The sequence below is a fragment of the Streptomyces sp. NPDC042201 genome (genome assembly GCF_055582185.1).
In genome coordinates, this window is the sequence record NZ_JBVJDS010000010.1 from 99,584 (window position 1) to 116,064 (window position 16,481).

Sequence of the window (16,481 nt, forward strand, 5' to 3'; positions counted from 1 at the left end):
AAAGGGGGACGGTCCGCCGGGCGGCCCGCTCGCTCCCGACTGCTTCAGTTGCGTCCGTACGGCCGGGCGCCCCGGCTCGCGGCGGGAGCTCCGACGAGCCGTCCGGGACAGACACGGACCGTGGCGTGGGTACTTCATTCGGGTGAGCCGGTGGGATCGGGGGCTCCATCACCGTCCACCGTCTGACACTGTGTGCCGTGCGCCAGTGGTCATCAAGCCCAAGAGAGGGCCTGAGCAGCCCCCGGCGGGGCCGGAGGTACCGGCGGACGCCCGTTGCACCGGGTCGGCCGGACGAGTCGGGCCGCGCACGCCGCGACCGCCGGTGTCATGCCGCGCGTGGGACGGCCGGCTACATCTCGCCTCCCCGGCCGCCGCAACGGCCCCGGCGTTCACCGCCCTCGCACGCGATGGTGGTCCTGTCCCTCTCGGAGCCCTTGGAGCCAAGGTCATGCACGTCGCCCTCACCGGCGCCACCGGATTCCTCGGGCTGCGCCTGCTGCGCCGTCTGCTCGACACGCACCGGTCGGTGACGGTCCTGGTCCACGCGGGGTCGGGTGACGCGCTGCACCGCATCACCCGGTTCTTCGCACTGACCGGCGTGCCCGAGGCGTTCGTCGCCGAACTCCCCGACCGGCTGCGGGTGGTGGAGACCGAGTTGGAGCAACCCGGGCTGGGGCTGTCCAGGCGCGTGTTCCAGGAGTTGGCCGACGGTCTCGGCGCGATCTGGCACAGCGCGGGCAGCATCAACCTGGAGGGAGACCTTCCCGAGCTGCGCCGGACCAACGTCGAAGGAACCCGGCATGTACTGGAGTTGGCCGCCGCCGGACGCGAGAGACCCGTGGTCCACCACGTGAGTACCGCATTCGTCGCCGGGAGCCGGCGTGAGGGGGTGGCGTACGAGGACGAGCTGGACGACGCGTACGGCTTCGAGAACGCCTACGAACGCTCCAAGTACGAGGCGGAGGTGCTGATCCACGCGTGGTCGCGGGAGCACCGCCGCCCGGTCGTGGTGCTGCGGCCGAGCATCCTCGTCACGGACCTGCCGCCGCACCCGGAACTGCCCTCGCATCCGCTTCAGGTCATCGAGCGGATCCTGCGCGACGCGCGACGCACCGCCGGCCCTGGAAGCCCGGGCCACGACGGCGACGGACCCGACGACCCCCACGGCGCCGACCCGGGCGGCCGTCCCCGCGTCCGGTTGATGGGTCATCCGCACGGCCGGCTGAACCTGATGCAGGTGGAGCACGCGGCCGAGGTCATGGTGCGGCTGGCCGGCCGGACGCCCTCGGGCGGAGTCGACACGTACCACGTCGTCCACGACCGCGACGTGCCCGTGCAGACGATCGCAACCCTGCTGGAACGGCTGGTTGAGTTGTCGATCGACCTGGTCGCCACGGAGCCGGACGACCCGTCGGCGCTGGAGGCGCTGGTGGACTTCTACCCGGGTCTGACGGCCTACCTGACCCACCGACGGCGCTTCGACGACACCCGGGTCCGGGCCCTGTTCGGGTCGTCGGCGGCCTCCGACCGGGTGGACCTCGATTACCTGTGGTCCGGCCTGGTCCCGAGGGGCCTGGTTCCCGCCGGACCGTCGCCCACCGCCGTCTTCCCGTCCGCCCGGTACGCCTGACCCGCACACCTCCTCTCCCGCTGGAGCCCCTCCGTGTCCGTCCTCTCCGCTCCCGTCGCCGCCGCGTCCCCGCCGGTCTTCTCCCCTGAGGAGATCGCCGCCCGGGCCCGACGGATCCGGGAACCCGTACACATCGTCAGCGGGCCGAGCGGCCGTGAACTGGGTCTCGCGGCCGGTCCGGTACCCGACGGCCCGGTGCTCGGGACGCTGCCGCCGTTGTACCCCGAGTGGCTCGGCGGGCGCACCTTCTGCGAGGCGCACGGCGTCCGTTTCCCTTATGTGGCAGGCGAGATGGCGAACGGCATCGCGACCACCCGGATGGTGTCCGCGATGGCCCGGGCGGAGATGCTCGGGTTCTTCGGCGCCGGCGGCCTGGCATATGCCGACGTGGAGCGGGCCGTGCACACGCTGGCCGGGGAGCTGCGGTCCCGTTCGAACTGGGGCGTCAACCTCATCCACTCACCGGCCGAACCCGCGCTGGAGTTCCGCGTCGCCGAGCTGCTGCTGCGCTGCGGTGTGCCCCGGATCTCGGCGTCGGCGTTCATGGAGCTCACCCCGGCCGTCGTGCTGTGCTCGGCCCGGGGACTGCGCCGCGGCGCCGACGGCGGAATCGTCCGGCGCACGCGGATGCTCGCCAAGGTCTCCCGGCCCGAGGTGGCCGAGAGGTTCCTCTCGCCCGCCCCGGCCGCGCTGCTGGACCGGCTCGTCGTCCAGGGGAAGCTGACCCCGCAGGAGGCCGGCCTGGCGGCCCTGGTGCCGGTGGCCGAGGACATCACCGTGGAGGCCGACAGCGGAGGTCACACCGACAACCGGCCGTTGTCGGCCCTGCTGCCGAGGATCGCCCTGCTGCGCGACGCGCTGTGCCGGCGGTTCGGCTACCGCCGACCGGTCAGGATCGGCGCGGCCGGCGGGCTGGGCACGCCGGCCGCGGTGGCCGCCGCCTTCGCCCTCGGCGCGTCCTACGTGGTCGTCGGATCGGTGAACCAGACGGCCACCGAGGCGGGCCTGTCCGAAGAGGCCAAGGCGATGCTCTGCGAGGCGGATGTCGCCGATGTGGCCATGGCACCGGCGGCGGACATGTTCGAGCTGGGTGTCACGCTGCAAGTACTGTCCCGGGGGACGATGTTCGCCCAGCGGGCCGGCAGGCTCTACACGGCCTACCGGGCGCACGGTTCGCTGGAGGAGATCCCACCCGCGGTGCGCGCCGCGATCGAACGGGACGTGCTGCGCGCCTCGTTCGACGAGGTCTGGGAGCACACGCGCGCGTTCTGGGAGCGGCGCGACCCCTCGGAGATCACGCGTGCGGGGGCCGATCCGAAGCACCGTATGGCGCTGGTCTTCCGCTGGTACCTGGGCAGTTCCAGTCGGTGGGCGATCACCGGCGAGGCGGCCCGACGTACCGACTACCAGATCTGGTGCGGGCCGGCGACGGGCGCGTTCAACCGCTGGGTCGCGGGCACGTTCCTGGCCGAACCGGCGAACCGGTCCGTGGTGCAGATCGCGCTCAACCTGCTCGAAGGCGCTGCGGTGCTCACCCGCGCCCACCAACTGCGCACCTATGGAGTTCCGTTGCCGTCCGAGGCATTCGCCTACACCCCGCGCGGGCTGGCATGAGCGGCCCCGGCGCCCCGGAGGCGTCAGCGGCAGCCGTCCGGCCCCGAGGAGACATCCTGTCCGCCCGCGCCCGCGGGCAGGTGCCCATCGCCGTGGTCGGTGTCGGCGCCCTGGTGCCCGGCGCGACGGACGCGGCAGGCTACTGGCGGATCCTGACCGGCGGCCGGGATCTGATCACTGAAGTGCCCGCCTCCCGCTGGCTGGTGACGGACCATTACGACCCCGACCCGGCCGCCCCCGACAAGACGTACGCCCGCCGCGGCGCCTTCCTGCCGGAGGTGGACTTCGACCCGTTGGCGTACGGTGTGCCGCCCGCCAACCTGTCGGCGACGGACACCTCCCAACTGCTCGCCCTGATGGTCGCCGACCAAGTGCTGACCGACGCCGGCGGTCTGTCAGGCATGGACCGGGACCGGGTCGGCGTCGTCCTCGGCGCGGCCTCCCTGGAACTGCTCCCGCACATGTACGGGCGCGCACATCGCCCGGTCTGGCTGAAGGCGCTGCGGGAGAGCGGTCTCGCCGAAGCCGAGGCGCAGGCCGTGTGCGACCGCATCTCGGCGCACTTCAGCCCGTGGCAGGAGTCGACCTTCCCCGGCCTGCTCGGCAATGTCGTCGCGGGCCGGATCGCCAACCGGTTCGACCTGCACGGCACCAACCACACCACCGACGCCGCCTGTGCCAGTTCGCTGGCGGCACTGTCCACGGCGGTCGGTGAGCTGACGCTCGGGCGGGCCAACCTGGTGATCAGCGGCGGTGTGGACACCGGGAACGACATCGGCATGTTCCTGTGCTTCTCCAAGACGCCCGCGCTCTCCCGCACCGGTGACTGCCGTCCGTTCTCTGCTGCGGCGGACGGCACCATGCTCGGCGAAGCGGTCGTCATGTACGCACTGAAGCGGCTGTCCGACGCGGAGCGGGACGGCGACCGGATCCACGCGGTGATCCGGGGCATCGGCACCTCGTCCGACGGCAGGAGTACGGCGATCTACGCGCCGCTTCCCGACGGTCAGGCACGGGCTCTGCGACGCGCCTACGAGGAGGCGGGCTACGGTCCGCAGACCGTGGAGCTGGTCGAGGCCCACGGGACCGGTACGAAGGCCGGGGACACCGCCGAACTGACGGCGCTGCGCGAGGTGTTCGAGGCGTCGGGACATACGGACGCGCAGTGGTGCGCGATCGGCTCGGTCAAGTCGCAGATCGGCCACACCAAGTGCGCGGCGGGCGCGGCGGGGCTACTCAAGGCGGTCATGGCACTGCACCACAAGGTGCTGCCCCCGACCATCAAGGTCGACCGGCCGATGCCGGCGGCCGCCGCCCCGGACGGCCCGTTCTACGTCAACACCGAGGCCCGGCCGTGGGTGCGGTCCGCCGGTCATCCGCGCCGGGCGTCGGTGTCGAGCTTCGGCTTCGGGGGCAGTAACTTCCACGTCACGCTGGAGGAGTACGTGCCCTCGGGCACCCTGGCCGGGGTGCCGCCGCGCCATCGCTCCGCACCGAGCGAACTCGTCCTGTTCAGCGGCGCGTCGCCGTCCGACCTGGTGCCGCCGGAAACGTACGGCGACCGTCCGCTGGCCGCGCTCGCCCGGGAGAGCCACCGCGCGTTCTCGCCCACCGATCCGGTGCGGCTGGCCGTCGTCGCCACGGACACCGAGGACCTGTGGGAGAAGTACGCGGGGGCGCTCACGCTGATCCGGCAGCGGCCCGGCACGGCGTTCTCGACACCGAACGGTGTCCGGTATGCCTTCGGGGATCCCGTGCCCGGCCGGCTCGCGTTCCTGTTTCCGGGGCAGGGATCCCAGTACGTCGGGATGGGCGCCGACCTCGCGATGCTGTCACCGGCCGCCCAGGCCGTGTGGGACCGGCTGGGCGGCACCAGGTTCGACGGGCGGCCCCTGCACCGGTTGGTGTTCCCGCCGCCCGCCTTCGCCGACGAGGAACGCGCAGCCCAGGCCGCGCGTCTGGCCGCCACCGAGTGGGCGCAGCCCGCGCTCGCGGTGCACGCGCTCGCCCTGCTGGCCGTACTGCGGGGTCTGGGGCTGCGACCGGACTGCGTGGCAGGCCACAGTTTCGGTGAGCTGGTGGCGCTGCACTGCGCGGGTGCCCTGGACGCCGATGCGCTGGTCGGTCTGGCCCGCAGGCGCGGTGAGCTGATGCGGGACGCGGCCGGCGTACCGGGCGCGATGCTGGCCGTGGCGGCGGACCGCGAGCACGTGGTGGCGGTGCTGGCCGGTGACGAGTTCGGCGACATCTGGCCGGCCAACCTCAACTCCCCGCTTCAGGTGGTGCTTTCGGGTACGAGAGAGGCTGTCGCGCGCGCCGAGAAGGCGTTCGCGGCCGAGGGTGTCGGCACACGCCGGCTGACCACTTCGACCGCTTTCCACAGCCCGCTGGTCGCCCCGGCCGGTGAGCCGCTCGCCGCGTTCCTGCGCACGGTCCCGCTCACGAAGCCCCGGATCGACGTGTACGGCAACGCGGACGCGGAACCGTACCCGTCGTCGCCCGACGGGGTACGCCGCCGGATCGCCGACCACCTGGCCTCACCTGTGCTCTTCCAGGACCAGATCGAGGCGATGTACACGGCAGGAGTGCGGACCTTCGTCGAGGTCGGCGCGGGCACCGCGCTGACCGGCCTGGTCGGACAGATCCTGGGTGACCGCGAGCACGCGGCCGTCCCCCTGGACCGGGCGGACCGGTCAGGGGTCAGCACCCTGCACACCGCGCTCGGTGAACTCGCCGTACGCGGTATCCCGCTGGACTTCGATCCCCTCTGGGCGCCGTACGCCTCGCCCGGAACCTCAGTGAAGGAGCGCAAGCCCCGGATGACCGTGCAGATCAGCGGAGCCAACTACGGTCAGTTGTACCCGCCCCGCACCGAAGCCGCCGCAGCGCGGCCGCCCGAGCCCGCGCCGGAACGCCACCCGCATCCCGCCCAGGAACCGGAGCCCGCGTACGGAGCCGAGCAGTCGCACGACCTCGTGCCCGCCTACGACCCCGTCTCCGCGTACGGCGCCGAGCCCGATGCCGCCCTCGGCCCCGAGTGGTACGCCGCGGTGGAGAGCGTCCAGCGGCAGACGGCGGAGGCCCACGCGGCCTGCCAACGCATGCTGACCGACAGCCATATGGCCTTTCTGCGGATGACCGAGACCACCCTGGCCGCGATGCTCGGGGCACAGGGCGTCGGCGCCCTGCCCGACGCCCCGGCTCCCCCGGCACCGCTGCCGCTCCCCCGTCCTTCGGCGCCCCGGCGTGCCCCGGCACCCGCGACACCGCCCCCGGCAGCGGTCGGCGTTCCCGGGACCGGGCCCGCCGTCGTACCCGCCGGGCCCGGCGAGGCGCCGTCGCCCGCACCGGTCGCCGCCGAAAAACGGGCCCCGGCCGCCGTCCCGGTGGACCCCTCGGCACCGGCCGCCGATGCCGCGCCTCTGTCGGCGCCGGAACTGGAGGAGCTACTGCTCTCGGTGGTGGCCCGGCTCACCGGCTACCCGACGGAGATGCTCAACGTGGACATGGAGTTGGAGGCGGACTTGGGAGTCGACTCGATCAAGCGTGTCGAGATCCTGTCGGCCGTACGCCGGAGGGTGGGCGACGTGGCGACGGGGGACATCGGACAGCTCGGCAAACTCCGCACGCTGCGCGAGATCGTCGAGGCGCTCTCCGCGGCCGGCCGGCCGCCGGGGGCCCCGGCGCCGGACTCCCCGGCCGTGACCGGACCCCCCGCCGTCCCGGAGATCCCCGCCATGCGCACCGGGTCCGGACAAAGGACGGCCCTGACGAGGCTGGTGCCGCGCGCGGTGGAGTCACCGGCGTCCGGCCTGGCGACGGCGGGGCTCCTGGACGGGCCGCTCGTGGTGGCGGGCGGGGGCGCCGACGGCGCCGCGATCACCGCCCTCGTCGCGCGGAAGCTGGCGGAGCGCGGCGTGGACGCCACCGCCGTGGCGGAGGTGCCCGAGGACGCGCGCGGAGTCGTGCACCTCGGCGGGCTGACCGGGGGCGGCACGCCGGACCATGCGCGGGAGGTCCACCGGTCGGTGTTCCGCGCGGCGCGCGCGGTGGCGGCACGGGCTGCCGAACGGGGCGGGCTGTTCGTGACCGTGCAGGACACCGGAGGCGACTTCGGGCTCGACGGCCACGCACCAGACCGCGCGTGGCTGGGCGGCGTCGCCGGTCTGACCAGGACCGTGGCGAAGGAGTGGCCGGGTGTCTCGGTCAAGGCCGTCGACTGCGAGCGGGGCGGTCGGAGCGACGAGGAGGTCGCCGAGGCGATCGTGCGGGAACTGCTGGAAGGCGGCCCTGACCCGGAGGCAGGTCTCCGCGCGGACGGCACCCGCACCACCCTGCGGACGGTACCCGCGCCGGTGATGCCCGGCAGCACCCGGCGGATCACCTCGGAGTCGGTGATCGTGGCCACCGGAGGGGCCCGCGGGGTGACCTCCGCCGCGCTGCTGGACCTGGCCAGGACCCACCGTCCGCGGATCGTGCTGCTCGGCAGGACGGCACCGGCTCCTGAGCCCGCTGGGCTCGCCTCGGCCGCCGACACACCGGCGCTCACCCGTCTGCTCGCCGAGCGTTCGACCGAGGGCACGGAGAACTCCTCGCCCGCCCGGATCGCGGCGCGGGCCCGGGAGATCCTGGCCGCGCGCGAGGTACGGGCAACGCTGGCGGCGCTGGAGGCGGCGGGATCCCCCGTCCGGTACGTCCAGGTGGACGTCCGCGACGGCGAGGCCGTCGCCGCCGCACTGCGCGATGTACGTGACGTGTGGGGGCCGGTCACCGGCATCGTGCACGGTGCGGGAGTACTGGCCGACAAGCGGATCACCGACAAGACCGACGAGCAGGTCGAGCAGGTGATGTCCACCAAGGTGGACGGTCTGCGCGCACTGCTGGCCGCGACTGCGGACGATCCGCTGGACGTGATCTGCCTGTTCTCCTCGGTGGCCGCCGTGTTCGGCAACGCGGGGCAGAGCGACTACGCCATGGCCAACGAGATCCTGGGTCAGGTCGCGTCAGCGGAGCAGGCCCGCCGCCCCGGCTGCCTGGTGCGGTGCGTCGCCTGGGGGCCGTGGCGCGGCGGCATGGTCACGCCCGCTCTGGCCGGGCATTTCGGCCGGTCCGGGGTTCCGCTGATCCCTCTGGAGCAGGGGGCGGCCGCTTTCACGGCCGAGCTGGACGGCACAGCCGGTGAGGCCCGCGTCGTCCTGGTGGCCGGGGACGATCCGGCGGCCCTGTCCCCGGCCGGCGATCCGCGTCCGGCGCAGCTGCTGGTCCGGGCGGACAACTTGCCGCAGCTGGCCGACCACGCGCTCACCGGGGTTCCCGTGCTGCCCGTGGCGATGGTCCTGAACTGGTTCGCGGGGGCGGCCACCGCCTGGCTGCCGAGTGCCGGCCCACTCGTCCTGCGCGACCTGCGGGTGTACCAGAAGTGCACCCTGCCCGAACTGACCGGCACAGGCCACCGGCTCACCGTGCACGGCAGCCGCGGCGCGGCCGGTTCGTCGACGGGGCTGGAGGCGGAACTGCGCGGGGAAAACGGGGTGGCGCACTTCCGGGCCGTGCTGGACACCGGGGCCGAAGAGCGGGATCCGGCCACGTGGGACAGCCCGGACGGCCTCAAGCCGCTGGACCGCACCGAGTTGTACGACGGGGAGAGCCTCTTCCACGGCCCCCGCTTCCACTCCGTCCGCTCGCTGCACGGTGTTTCGGAACACGGAGCCGAGGCGATCGTCGCGGGCGTGCGCGCCTTGGAATGGTCCGGTGAGCACTGGCCGCTCGACCCGGCCGCCATAGACGGCGCGCTCCAACTCGCCCTGATCTGGGCGCAGGAGGTACTCGATGCGGCGACGCTGCCGATGGCCGTCGCGGAGTGCAGGGTGTACCGGCGCGGCCCGGTGGACGGCCCGGTGCGGTGTGTGCTGCGAGGCCGGAAGGTTCACAGCACGGGGGCGCGCTGCGATGCGGCGCTGATCGACGCCGATGGAGCCGTCCGTCTGGAACTGCTCGGCGTGGAACTCGTCCGCCGCCCCTCCTGAGCCCCGGCCCCTCCGAACCAGCCCCGCCCTGCCGTGAAGTGAGACCTGCATGGAATTCGAACCGATCGCCGTCGTCGGCCGGGGCTGTGTGCTGCCCGACGCGCTCGATCCGGACACGTTCTGGGACAACATCGCCGCGGGCCGCACCAGCCTGTCGGCCATCCCGGAGGACCGGTGGCGGCTGCCGCGCCACTGGGCCATGGGCTCGGTGGACGACCACCTCGACCGCACCTGGACCGACGTCGGCGGGTACGTACGGGGGTTCGAATCCGTCTTCGACCCCAGCGGTTTCCGCATCGCCCCGGAGCAGATCCTGTCGCTGGACCCGCTGTTCCACTGGGTCATGTACGGCATCCGGCAGGCACTCACGGAGGCGGGCCGCGAGGGCCCTCTGCCGCGCGCGGGGCTGGTGCTGGGAAACCTGTCCTATCCCACGCCCACAGGGGCGGCTCTTGCCGAGCACGTCTGGCTGTCCGCCCAGCGGCCCCCGCTCCGTGACGCCTTGCTGACGGGAGAGCGCCGGCGGCGGCCCGACGCCCGGAATCGCTTCTCGTCCGGGCTGCCCGCCCGGCTCGCGGCCCGAGCCCTCGGGCTGGGCGCGGGCGCGTGGTCGCTCGACGCCGCCTGCGCGTCGTCGCTGTATGCCATCAAGCTGGCGTGCGACCGACTGCACGACGGCACGGCGGACCTGATGGTGGCCGGTGCGGTCAGCCGGGCGGACCCCCTCTATCTGCATGTCGGCTTCTGCGGGCTGTCCGCGACGAGCCGCACGGGACGCAGCCGGCCCTTCCACCGGGACGCGGACGGGTTGATGCACGGCGAGGGCGCCGGGTTCGTCGCCCTGATGCGGCTGTCCGAGGCCCGCACCGCCCATCTGCCCGTGCTCGGTGTGATCCGCGGTGTCGGGTTGTCCAACGACGGGCGCGGCGCCGGGCTTATCAGCCCGTCGGAGGAGGGCCAGGTCCGGGCCATGCGACTGGCGTACGACGCGGCGGGCGTCGCGCCCGAGACCGTGTCACTCGTCGAGTGCCATGCGACGGGGACGCCGGTCGGGGACGCGGTGGAGGCGCGCGGTATGGCCCGGGTCTTCGGGGCCGGTGACGACGTGCCCATCGGTTCGGTGAAGTCGAACGTCGGGCACCTGCTGGCCTCGGCGGGCGTGGCCGGGCTGCTGAAGGTGCTCGGCGCGCTGCGTGCGGGGGTCCGTCCGGCGACGCTCGGCGCGGAACGGCCGCTGGAGGGGCTGGCGGGCACGCCGTTGCGGGTGCTGACCGCGCCGGAACCGTGGTCCGGGCCGCGCCGGGCGGCGGTGAGCGCGTTCGGGTTCGGCGGGACCAACGCCCATCTGGTGGTGGACCTTCCGGACGGCGACCCGGTGTCCGCCGTACCGCGGCCGATCCGCCCGGCCGCCGCCGTGACCGCCCCGACCCGGGTGCGGGAATCGCCGGGCGGCCGTACGCCGGTGGCGATCGTCGCCCTCGGCGCCCGAGTCGGTGACGGAACCTGTACGGAGGACTTCCGGCGGGCGGTGCTGGGCGGTGAGCGGCGTGGCCCCGCCCTCGGGATCGCCGTGGAATTGAGGGACCTGTGCTTCCCGCCACTGGCCCTGGAGCGAACGGTGCGCCATCAGCTCCTGGTGCTGGAGGCCGCCCGGGAGGCCGCCCGGTCGGTGTCCCTGCCCCGGGAGCGGACCATGGTGGTCATCGGCATGGGGGTGGACCCCGAGGTGGCCCGGGCGGGCGCCCGCTGGAGGGTTCCCCACTGGCTGGAGCAGGCCGGGCTCGCCGCCACACCCGAGTCGGCGGACCTCGCCCGGGACGCGTTCCTGCCGCCCGTGACCGCGGAGGGGGTGGTGGGCACCATGCCGAACCTGGTGGCGAACCGGATCAGTACCCAACTCGACCTGGCGGGACCGGGTTTCGCGGTCTCGGCGGAGGAGGCGTCCGGGCTGGTGGCGCTGGAACTCGCGGCCCGGGCCATCCGGTCGGGGGAGGTCGACGCCGCGCTCGTCGGTGCCACCGACCTGTCCTGCGAGACGGTGCACCAGACCGCCCAGCGGGATCTCGGCCGCGAGGACGAACCGGGGGACGCCGCCGTCGTCCTGGTCCTCAAGTCCTTGGACACCGCGCGCAGGGACGGTGACACCGTCGTCGCCCTGCTCGACGAGGACACCGCCGGCGCACCCGACGTGGTCATCGGGGACGGCCCTGACGCGGTGTTCGACCCGGCGTCGGCCTTCGGGCGCGCTCACGCCGCGTACGGGCTGGTCTGCGTCGCGGTCGCGGCGCTCTCGCTCCAGCACCGCGCGGTGCCGCGTCCGGGCGTTCCTGCGGATACCGCGACCCTCGCGCGCACCGCGAAGGTCGCGGTGACACCGTTGGAAGGGCCCACCGCGAGTGTCCGGCTGCGCGCGGAGGACGCCCGGCCGTGGCTGCGGGGCCCGGCTCCGCGCCTGCACGTCTTTTCCGGGGCCGGCCGCCGGGAGGTGCTGGCCGCGCTGGAGTCCGGTGCGGAGTCCGACACCGGACCGGCCCGGCTGGTGCTCGTGGCCGACGACGACGCGTTGCCGGGCCGGAAGGAGGCCGCCCGCCGCTGGCTGGCCGAGGGCGGAGCCCTTCCGGCCGATGTGCTGTACCGGGGCAGGCCGGTCACGGGGCAGACCGCGTTCGTGTACACCAACGGCTCGGCAGCGTACCCGGGTATGGGCCATGAGCTGATGCTCGCGCTGCCGTCGCTCGGCGAGGCCGTCCGTGCCAGACACGGGGCGATCGGTGCACGGCTGCGGTCCCGGGCGGAGCGCGGAGTGCTCGACCAGATCTGGGGTGCCGCCGAACTCGCCGTCTGCCACACGGTGTTCACCCGGGAGGTGCTCGGCCTCCGGCCGGCGGCCGCTCTCGGGTACTCCTCGGGCGAGTCGGCCGCCCTGGTGGCGCTGGGTGCCTGGCCGGACGCCGCAGGGCTGTACGACGCCACCCGGGACAGCGGACTGTTCACGACCGAACTCACCGGTGAACTCCGGGCGGTGCGGCGCCACTGGGAGCGTCTGGGCGTCGAGGGCTGCCGCTGGTCGAACTATCTGGTCAGTGCGCCCCTGGAAACGGTCCGTGCCGAGCTCGCCGCCGAGGTCGCAGTCCATCTGATGGCGGTGAACGCCCCCGGAGTCTGCGTCATCGGCGGCGAGTCCCGCGCGTGCGCGGCCGTCGTGGCCAGGATCGGCGCCGACCGCGCGATCGAGTTCGACTACGACATGGCCGCCCACGCACCGGAGTTGACGGAGATCCGAGAGGTATGGCGGGCAGTCCACCATCGTCCGACCGTCGACGTGCCCGGTGTGCGGTTCTACAGCGGGGCCACCGGGCAGTCGTACCGGCCGACGGCCGAGCGGGCCGCCGAGGCGCTCACCGCGCAGGGACTGAACACGATCGACTTCGCGGCCACGGTCGAGCAGGCGTGGGCCGACGGTGTCCGGGTCTTCGTGGAGCACGGGCCGCGCAAGCTGTGCACCGGCTGGATCAAGCGGGTACTCGGCGACCGGGACCATGTGGCCGTCGCACTCGATGCCCCGGGCGACAGCCGGCTGCGGGAGCCCTGCATGGCGGTGGCCGAGCTTGTCGTCGCGGGCGTGCCGGTACACGCCCAGGAGTTTTTCGCCCGGCTCGCGGAAGCCGCCACGGAGGTGCCGCGTCCCGGGCCCACCGTCACCGTGCCCGTACCCGCGCCTCCGTGTCTGCCGCCACTGGAGCCGGCCCTGGTAACCCTGCCCAGGGCCCCCGAGCTGGCGCCGGTACCGGACCGGGAGGCCGGCCGGTCCGACGCACCGGGCGGCGCTGCTGTGCCCTGCCCCGGTCCCGCGGGGCCGCGCCCCCTGCCGGACGTCCCACCGACAGGCTCGGACGGGCGCGATCCGCGGGCGGCGGGCGCTCGCGCCGCAGTCCTCCGGCAGAGCCTGCTGGTCGCCGCGCTGCACCAAGAGATCACCGCCGGGCACACCGAGGCCCATCAGCGGTTCCTGCAGCTGTCCGCTCTCGCCGTCACCGCGCTGCGGAGCTCCGTGCCCGTTCCCGTACGGCCACCGGGCCCCCCTGCCCCGCGTGCGACGGCCGGGCCGCCGCCGCTCCCCACACGGCCCACGCCCCGCTCGGCGTTCCTGCCCGCTCCCCCGCCGGAAGCGGCACCCGCACCACTCCTGAGGCCGGGGCCGAAGTTCGACCGTGCCCAGTTGGAGCACCTCGCCTCCCGGGAGATCTCCACGCTGTTCGGCCCGCGGTTCGCCGAGCAGGACGCGTACGTGGTGCAGACGCGGATGCCCGAGCCGCCGATGCTGTTCACGGACCGGGTCACCGGTATCGACGCCGTGCCGGCGGCGCTCGCCGCGCCCGGCCCGGTGCGCACCGACGGGACGATCTGGACGGAGACCGATGTCCGGCCCGACAGCTGGTACCTGGACTCCACCGGACGTATGCCGGCCGGGCTACTGATCGAGGCGGGCCAGGCGGATCTGCTCCTGCTCAGCTGGCTGGGCGTGGACCTCCTCAACCGGGGGGAGCGCGCCTACCGGCTGCTGGGCTGTGAGGTGACGTACCACGGCAGCCCGCCGGAGGCGGGCGACACCCTGCGCTACGAGATCCACATCGACGGCCACGCGGAGCACGGAAGCGTTCGGCTGTCCTTCTTCCACTACGACTGCTATGTGGACGGCGAACTCCGGCTCAGCATCCGCGAGGGCCAGGCCGGGTTCTTCACCCCCGAGGAGCTCGCCGGCAGCGGCGGTGTCCGGTGGGATCCCGCCGAGCGGCCGCCCGGCGACGACCTTCCGCTCGACCCGCCCGCAGTGCGCTGCGGACGGACCCGCTTCGACGCGGACCGGGTGCGGGCCCTGGCCCAGGGGCGGCCGGCGGACTGCTTCGGCCCCGGCTGGGAGGCGACGGCGGCCCACGTCCGCTCACCTCGGCTCGACGACGGCAAACTGCGGCTGCTCCACGAGGTGACCACGTTCGACCCGGCCGGAGGGCCGTGGGGCCGCGGCTATCTGCGGGCCGAGACCCCGCTGTCGCCGGACGACTGGTTCTTCGCGGGACACTTCAAGAACGACCCCTGTATGCCGGGCACCCTGATGCTCCAGGGCGGTCTCCAGGCGATGGCGTTCTACCTGGCGGCCATGGGCTTCACCGTGAACCGGGACGGCTGGCGTTTCGAGCCCGTCGGCGGTCACCCCTGCACGACGATGTGCCGCGGCCAGGCGACTCCGGCCGGCCGGCGGGTCGTCTACGAAGTGTTCGTGCGCGGTGTCTCGGCCGGGCCGGTGCCGACGCTGTACGCCGATGTGCTGGGCTCGGTGGACGGGGCGAGAGCGTTCCTGGGCCGGGACGTGGCGCTGCGGCTCGTACCTGACTGGCCGCTGTCGCACTGGCGGCGCTCGGGCCCGCCCGTCGTGCAGGGCAGCGGTACACCGGTGCCGCTCCCCCTGCTCGGCGGGCTGGCCGGGCACCGGGAGAAGAAGCCGGTGGCGACGGCGGCCGATGGATTCCCCTTCGACTACACCTCGTTGCTGGCGTGTGCCTGGGGCAGACCGAGTGAGGCGTTCGGTACCGCGTACGAGCCCTTCGACAGCACCCGTAAGGTCGCGCGGCTGCCCGGTCCCCCCTACCACTTCATGAGCCGGATCGTCTCGGTGGACGGTCCGCAGGGCCATATGCAGGAGGGCAGCAGTGTCGTCGCGGAGTACGACGTGCCCGCGCGGGCCTGGTACTTCGAGCAGAGCGGCGGCCGTACGATGCCGTTCGCGGTCCTGATGGAGATCGCGCTGCAACCCTGCGGGTGGCTGGCCTCGTACGTGGGCAGCGCGTTGACCACCGACACGGATCTGCTGTTCCGCAACCTCGACGGGGCGGGAACGGTCACCGGTGAGGTCACTCCGGCGACGGGTACGGTCCGTACCCATGCTGAACTGACGCGTGTCTCCCGGAGCGGGGACATGATCATCGAGTCGTTCCGGGTGAGGTGCACGGCCGACGGCGTGCCGCTGTTCGAACTCTCCACGGTCTTCGGCTACTTCCCGCCGGCTGCCTTCGACCACCAGCAGGGCCTCACGGCGTCGGCCCAGGACCGGGCCCGTCTCGACGAGCCCTGCGACCATGTGGTCGATCTGACCGCCCGGCCCGCTCGTTACTGTGCCGGGGAACTGCGGCTGCCGGGCCCCATGCTGCTGATGCTCGACCGGATCACCGGTTCCTGGCCGGACGGGGGCAGCATGAGGCTCGGGCGGCTGCGGTCGGAGAAGGACGTGGTCCCGGACGAGTGGTTCTTCCGGTCCCATTTCTTCCAGGACCCGGTGCAGCCGGGGTCGTTGGGCGTCGAGGCCATGTGCCAGCTGCTCCAGTGCCACCTGCTTGAGCGCGGCGCGGCGGACGGCATTCCACGCCCCCGGTTCGAGCCGGTGCTGCCCGGCCGCGAGACGACCTGGACGTACCGCGGCCAGATCACCCCGGCCAACCGGCTGATCCGGGTGGACATGGACATCGTGGAGAGCGGCACGGACGCGCGGGGGCCCTACGCGACGGCGGACGCGTCGCTGTGGGGCGATGACACGTGCATCTACCGGGTGCGCGGGCTGGGCATGCGTGTGGTGTCCGACGCGGCTCCCGGACCCTCACCCGCTCCATGACGCGAGTGCCCGGTCGAGGACGTGCGGCGAGGAGGGGCCGGTGCCCGTGGGGAATTGCCTGGACCGCTTGGTGAAGGCCCATCACCGCCCGCGCCGCCATCGACACGACCGGACCCGCGGCATCTACGAGTCCAAGACCCTCGCCTTCGGCGGTTTGGTCTCTACCGTGCGAGCGGCGTCCACCTTGAGGAATCGCTCGGGTGAGGAGCTGAGAACCGTGACCTCGCCGAGGCGCAGAAACGCGGCGTAAGGAGCGGGGTTCAGTCGGCGTAGGCGCTGGTAGTAGGCGAAATCGTTCGCCGGTGCGTGCAGGCGGCGCATCAGCCACCCACCGGACAGTGCGGCAGGAGCCCAGGTCTCTTTGGCGCGTCGCGCTCCCGCGGGAAAAACCGTCGGGCCGTCTCAGCCGTCTCTCCGGGCGCACAGGCCCCTATCTGACGGAAAGCAGAGGCGGACGACGAGCGTGGCGGCGAATGGGAAGAGGCGCCCCAGGGAAGTGGAGGCGGCCTTCGTCCTCCTTCTCGTGGCGATTGCGACGATCCGCTGT

General features: G+C 73.3%; 5 protein-coding genes. 4 read left to right on the forward strand and 1 reads right to left on the reverse strand.

Going from position 1 to position 16,481, the window contains the following annotated elements:
* Nucleotides 1-448 precede the first annotated feature (448 nt).
* Genes ACZ6MZ_RS24075 through ACZ6MZ_RS24090 form a run of 4 tightly spaced genes read left to right on the forward strand, consistent with a single transcriptional unit; the run spans nt 449 to nt 15,934 of the window.
* The gene (locus ACZ6MZ_RS24075) at nt 449-1,630 is read left to right on the forward strand and encodes an SDR family oxidoreductase (RefSeq protein WP_469354208.1); all 1,182 of its coding nucleotides are present in this window, start codon (nt 449-451) and stop codon (nt 1,628-1,630) included.
* Between the two features lie 33 nt (nt 1,631-1,663).
* The gene (locus tag ACZ6MZ_RS24080; protein ID WP_469354210.1) at nt 1,664-3,244 is read left to right on the forward strand and encodes a PfaD family polyunsaturated fatty acid/polyketide biosynthesis protein; all 1,581 of its coding nucleotides are present in this window, start codon (nt 1,664-1,666) and stop codon (nt 3,242-3,244) included.
* Nucleotides 3,241-9,270: an SDR family NAD(P)-dependent oxidoreductase gene (locus tag ACZ6MZ_RS24085; RefSeq protein WP_469354212.1), complete on the forward strand. Its 6,030-nt coding sequence runs from the start codon at nt 3,241-3,243 to the stop codon at nt 9,268-9,270. The genes ACZ6MZ_RS24080 and ACZ6MZ_RS24085 overlap by 4 nt, the downstream gene beginning before the upstream one ends.
* A 49-nt stretch (nt 9,271-9,319) precedes the next feature.
* A complete protein-coding gene (locus ACZ6MZ_RS24090) occupies nt 9,320-15,934 on the forward strand; it encodes a beta-ketoacyl synthase N-terminal-like domain-containing protein (RefSeq protein WP_469354214.1) in 6,615 nt (2,204 codons plus the stop codon).
* A 123-nt stretch (nt 15,935-16,057) separates the two neighbouring features.
* Here ACZ6MZ_RS24090 and ACZ6MZ_RS24095 read toward each other — a convergent pair whose 3' ends face one another.
* Nucleotides 16,058-16,255, reverse strand: coding sequence for a chorismate-binding protein (locus ACZ6MZ_RS24095; protein ID WP_469354216.1), 198 nt, complete (start codon nt 16,253-16,255; stop codon nt 16,058-16,060).
* Nucleotides 16,256-16,481: the final 226 nt, after the last annotated feature.

Excerpts from the sequence above, each read along its gene's own strand:
- ACZ6MZ_RS24090 (WP_469354214.1), top strand. The coding sequence starts at position 9,320 with ATGGAATTCGAACCGATCGCCGTCGTCGGCCGGGGCTGTGTGCTGCCC.
- ACZ6MZ_RS24095 (WP_469354216.1), bottom strand. The coding sequence starts at position 16,255 with ATGCGCCGCCTGCACGCACCGGCGAACGATTTCGCCTACTACCAGCGC.
- ACZ6MZ_RS24075 (WP_469354208.1), top strand. The coding sequence starts at position 449 with ATGCACGTCGCCCTCACCGGCGCCACCGGATTCCTCGGGCTGCGCCTG.
- ACZ6MZ_RS24085 (WP_469354212.1), top strand. The coding sequence starts at position 3,241 with ATGAGCGGCCCCGGCGCCCCGGAGGCGTCAGCGGCAGCCGTCCGGCCC.